We start from the raw sequence: 5,281 nt of genomic DNA, 5'->3' as shown, positions 1-5,281 counted from the left end.
TTTAACTGAAGAGTTTGATCCTGGCTCAGAGTGAACGCTGGCGGCAGGCCTAACACATGCAAGTCGAACGGCAGCACAGGAGAGCTTGCTCTCTGGGTGGCGAGTGGCGGACGGGTGAGGAATGCGTCGGAATCTGCCTATCTGTGGGGGATAACGTAGGGAAACTTACGCTAATACCGCATACGACCTACGGGTGAAAGTGGGGGACCTTCGGGCCTCACGCGGATAGATGAGCCGACGCCGGATTAGCTAGTTGGCGGGGTAAAGGCCCACCAAGGCGACGATCCGTAGCTGGTCTGAGAGGATGATCAGCCACACTGGGACTGAGACACGGCCCAGACTCCTACGGGAGGCAGCAGTGGGGAATATTGGACAATGGGCGCAAGCCTGATCCAGCCATGCCGCGTGTGTGAAGAAGGCCTTCGGGTTGTAAAGCACTTTTGTTGGGGAAGAAACAGCGTCGGATAATACCTGGCGCGAATGACGGTACCCAAAGAATAAGCACCGGCTAACTTCGTGCCAGCAGCCGCGGTAATACGAAGGGTGCAAGCGTTACTCGGAATTACTGGGCGTAAAGCGTGCGTAGGCGGTTTGTTAAGTCTGATGTGAAAGCCCCGGGCTCAACCTGGGAATGGCATTGGATACTGGCAGGCTAGAATGTGGTAGAGGGTGGTGGAATTCCCGGTGTAGCGGTGAAATGCGTAGAGATCGGGAGGAACATCCGTGGCGAAGGCGGCCACCTGGACCAACATTGACGCTGAGGCACGAAAGCGTGGGGAGCAAACAGGATTAGATACCCTGGTAGTCCACGCCCTAAACGATGCGAACTGGATGTTGGGCACACTTAGGTGCTCAGTGTCGAAGCTAACGCGTTAAGTTCGCCGCCTGGGGAGTACGGTCGCAAGACTGAAACTCAAAGGAATTGACGGGGGCCCGCACAAGCGGTGGAGTATGTGGTTTAATTCGATGCAACGCGAAGAACCTTACCTGGTCTTGACATGCACGGAACTTTCCAGAGATGGATTGGTGCCTTCGGGAACCGTGACACAGGTGCTGCATGGCTGTCGTCAGCTCGTGTCGTGAGATGTTGGGTTAAGTCCCGCAACGAGCGCAACCCTTGTCCTTAGTTGCCAGCACGTAATGGTGGGAACTCTAAGGAGACTGCCGGTGACAAACCGGAGGAAGGTGGGGATGACGTCAAGTCATCATGGCCCTTACGACCAGGGCTACACACGTACTACAATGGTCGGTACAGAGGGTTGCAATACCGCGAGGTGGAGCCAATCCCAGAAAACCGATCTCAGTCCGGATCGCAGTCTGCAACTCGACTGCGTGAAGTCGGAATCGCTAGTAATCGCGGATCAGCATTGCCGCGGTGAATACGTTCCCGGGCCTTGTACACACCGCCCGTCACACCATGGGAGTGGGTTGCACCAGAAGTAGCTAGTCTAACCTTCGGGGGGACGGTTACCACGGTGTGATTCATGACTGGGGTGAAGTCGTAACAAGGTAGCCGTATCGGAAGGTGCGGCTGGATCACCTCCTTTTGAGCATGACGATCGAAATCTTGTAGGCGTCCGCACAAGTTACCTGCACCCGTTATCCACGAGTCCGACCTGGGTCTGTAGCTCAGGTGGTTAGAGCGCACCCCTGATAAGGGTGAGGTCGGAGGTTCGAGTCCTCCCAGACCCACCACTTTTGCGCCTGGCGTCGTTGCGAACAAGCTCACTGGCGAAAGCCAGCTTCACTTGTCCGCGCCTAGCCAGTCACAAAAGGCTCGCAGTCCCAGGTTCGCCCGGGCGCGCAGCAAACGTCTTGGGGCCATAGCTCAGCTGGGAGAGCACCTGCTTTGCAAGCAGGGGGTCGTCGGTTCGATCCCGACTGGCTCCACCAGTTTGGCGGCACGTGGATGGTACGGGTGGCAGCGCACACTAAAAGAATTGAAGGGGACGGCGTTGAGGCCGTTCCTTGATCTTTGAAAATTGGGATGTAGCGAGCGAATTGGATGAAGTTCTGTCTAATACGTGTCGTGAGGCTAAGGCGGTGCCTTCGGGCACCTTATCAAAAATTGAGTGTTATCAGTCTGTAAGACGATAACCCTGGGGAGACTTGGGGTTATATGGTCAAGCGACTAAGCGCACACGGTGGATGCCTTGGCGGTCAGAGGCGATGAAAGACGTGGCAGCCTGCGAAAAGCGTCGGGGAGCTGGCAACAAGCTTTGATCCGGCGATGTCTGAATGGGGAAACCCACCTCTTCGGAGGTACTGCATGGTGAATACATAGCCATGCAGGGCGAACGCGGTGAACTGAAATATCTAAGTAACCGTAGGAAAAGAAATCAACCGAGATTCCCTTAGTAGTGACGAGCGAACGGGGACTAGCCCAAAAGTTGTGCATGCTTTAGGAAAATGGACTGGAAAGTCCAGCCGTAGAAGGTGATAGCCCTGTATTCGAAAGGGCATGCATGATGATAAGTGAGTAGGGCGGGGCACGAGAAACCCTGTCTGAACATGGGGGGACCATCCTCCAAGGCTAAATACTCCTGACCGACCGATAGTGAACCAGTACCGTGAGGGAAAGGCGAAAAGAACCCCGGCGAGGGGAGTGAAATAGACCCTGAAACCGTGTGCGTACAAGCAGTGGGAGCCCCTTCGTGGGGTGACTGCGTACCTTTTGTATAATGGGTCAGCGACTTATTGTTTGTGGCAAGCTTAACCGTATAGGGGAGGCGAAGGGAAACCGAGTCTGAATAGGGCGAATAGTCGCAGGCAATAGACCCGAAACCGGGTGATCTAGCCATGTCCAGGGTGAAGGTTGAGTAACATCAACTGGAGGCCCGAACCCACGTCTGTTGCAAAAGACGGGGATGAGGTGTGGCTAGGAGTGAAAAGCTAATCGAACCCGGAGATAGCTGGTTCTCCTCGAAAGCTATTTAGGTAGCGCCTCGTGTATCACTGCTGGGGGTAGAGCACTGTTATGGCTAGGGGGTCATTGCGACTTACCAAACCATGGCAAACTCCGAATACCAGCAAGTGTCAGCACGGGAGACACACGGCGGGTGCTAACGTCCGTCGTGAAAAGGGAAACAACCCAGACCCACAGCTAAGGTCCCAAATTTACTGCTCAGTGGGAAACGATGTGGAAAGGCACAGACAGCCAGGAGGTTGGCTTAGAAGCAGCCACCCTTTAAAGAAAGCGTAATAGCTCACTGGTCGAGTCGGTCTGCGCGGAAGATTTAACGGGGCTTAAGCAGTAAACCGAAGCTTGGGGTGTGCATCTTTTGATGTACGCGGTAGAGGAGCGTTCCGTAGGCCGTTGAAGGCAGATTGAGAAGTCTGCTGGAGGTATCGGAAGTGCGAATGCTGACATGAGTAACGATAATGGGGGTGAAAAGCCTCCACGCCGAAAGCCCAAGGTTTCCTTGCACAACGTTAATCGGTGCAGGGTGAGTCGGCCCCTAAGGCGAGGCAGAAATGCGTAGTCGATGGGAAGCTGGTTAATATTCCAGCACCTCGCGTAAGTGCGATGGGGGGACGGAGAAGGCTAGGTCTACCGGGCGTTGGTTGTCCCGGGGAAAGGAGGTAGGTGGGTCCCTTAGGCAAATCCGGGGGATCATTCAACACCGAGCACTGATGACGAGCTCTATTGAGCGAAGTGACTGATGCCACGCTTCCAGGAAAAGCCTCTAAGCTTCAGCTTACGCAGACCGTACCGCAAACCGACACAGGTGGGCAGGATGAGAATTCTAAGGCGCTTGAGAGAACTCGGGTGAAGGAACTAGGCAAATTGGCACCGTAACTTCGGGAGAAGGTGCACCCCTGATGGTGGCTCATGCGAGCTATAGCTGTCGGGGGTCGCAGTGACCAGGCCGCTGCGACTGTTTATCAAAAACACAGCACTCTGCAAACACGAAAGTGGACGTATAGGGTGTGACGCCTGCCCGGTGCCGGAAGGTTAATTGATGGGGTCAGCCGCAAGGCGAAGCTCTTGATCGAAGCCCCGGTAAACGGCGGCCGTAACTATAACGGTCCTAAGGTAGCGAAATTCCTTGTCGGGTAAGTTCCGACCTGCACGAATGGCGTAACGACAGCGGCGCTGTCTCCACCCGAGACTCAGTGAAATTGAAATCGCTGTGAAGATGCAGCGTTCCCGTGGCAAGACGGAAAGACCCCGTGAACCTTTACTATAGCTTCACACTGAACGTTGAGTTCGTCTGTGTAGGATAGGTGGGAGGCTTTGAAGTGTGGACGCCAGTCTGCATGGAGCCATCCTTGAAATACCACCCTGTCGTGCTTGACGTTCTAACCTAGGCCCGTTATCCGGGTCGGGGACCGTGTGTGGTGGGTAGTTTGACTGGGGCGGTCTCCTCCCAAAGAGTAACGGAGGAGCTCGAAGGTACGCTCAGCGCGGTCGGACATCGCGCACTGTGTGCAAAGGCATAAGCGTGCTTGACTGCGAGATCGACGGATCAAGCAGGTACGAAAGTAGGACTTAGTGATCCGGTGGTTCTGTATGGAAGGGCCATCGCTCAACGGATAAAAGGTACTCCGGGGATAACAGGCTGATACCGCCCAAGAGTTCATATCGACGGCGGTGTTTGGCACCTCGATGTCGGCTCATCACATCCTGGGGCTGTAGTCGGTCCCAAGGGTATGGCTGTTCGCCATTTAAAGTGGTACGCGAGCTGGGTTCAGAACGTCGTGAGACAGTTCGGTCCCTATCTGCCATGGGCGTTGGAGGTTTGAGAGGGGCTGCTCCTAGTACGAGAGGACCGGAGTGGACGAACCCCTGGTGTTCCGGTTATCACGCCAGTGGTATTGCCGGGTAGCTACGTTCGGAAACGATAACCGCTGAAAGCATCTAAGCGGGAAGCGTGCCTCAAGATGAGACCTCCCGGGAGCTTGACTCCCCTGAAGGAACGATCAAGACTAGGTCGTTGATAGGCTGGGTGTGTAAGTACAGCAATGTATTGAGCTAACCAGTACTAATGATCCGTGAGGCTTGGCCATATAACCTCAAGACTCCTTAGGCTCACGACGCGTATTCAAGACTCGTCCAGATTTCACTCGCTCGCTACGTCCCAACCCAACGAGAGGCGGCGCCGAATTACATCCGTAATTTGGCGACCCTCCACCCTCTCCCTGGTGACATTAGCTGTGTGGAACCACCCGATCCCATCCCGAACTCGGAAGTGAAACGCACACGCGCCGATGGTAGTGTGGCTCGCCCATGCAAGAGTAGGTCATCGCCAGGGTTTTTTATCCGAAACGCCGGTCCCAT

At 55.0% G+C, this 5,281-nt stretch carries 2 tRNA genes and 3 rRNA genes; all 5 read left to right on the top strand.

What is annotated here, in order from left to right:
• The first annotated feature begins 2 nt into the window (after positions 1-2).
• Positions 3-1,547: ribosomal RNA gene (locus FU658_RS14150) — 16S ribosomal RNA — on the top strand.
• Between the two features lie 71 nt (positions 1,548-1,618).
• A tRNA-Ile gene (locus FU658_RS14145) sits at positions 1,619-1,695 on the top strand.
• Between the two features lie 122 nt (positions 1,696-1,817).
• Positions 1,818-1,893, top strand: a tRNA-Ala gene (locus FU658_RS14140).
• 228 nt (positions 1,894-2,121) lie between these two features.
• Positions 2,122-5,010: ribosomal RNA gene (locus FU658_RS14135) — 23S ribosomal RNA — on the top strand.
• A gap of 131 nt (positions 5,011-5,141) precedes the next feature.
• Positions 5,142-5,255 (top strand): 5S ribosomal RNA (gene rrf, locus FU658_RS14130).
• The 16S, 23S and 5S rRNA genes sit together here with 2 tRNA genes alongside, the layout of an rRNA operon.
• The last annotated feature ends 26 nt before the right edge of the window (positions 5,256-5,281 follow it).

The organism is Alkalisalibacterium limincola, from assembly GCF_008017755.1.
GTDB lineage: Bacteria > Pseudomonadota > Gammaproteobacteria > Xanthomonadales > Xanthomonadaceae > Alkalisalibacterium > Alkalisalibacterium limincola.
The sequence above is the reverse complement of the archived record's forward strand: the minus strand, read 5'-3'. Positions and strand labels throughout refer to the sequence as shown.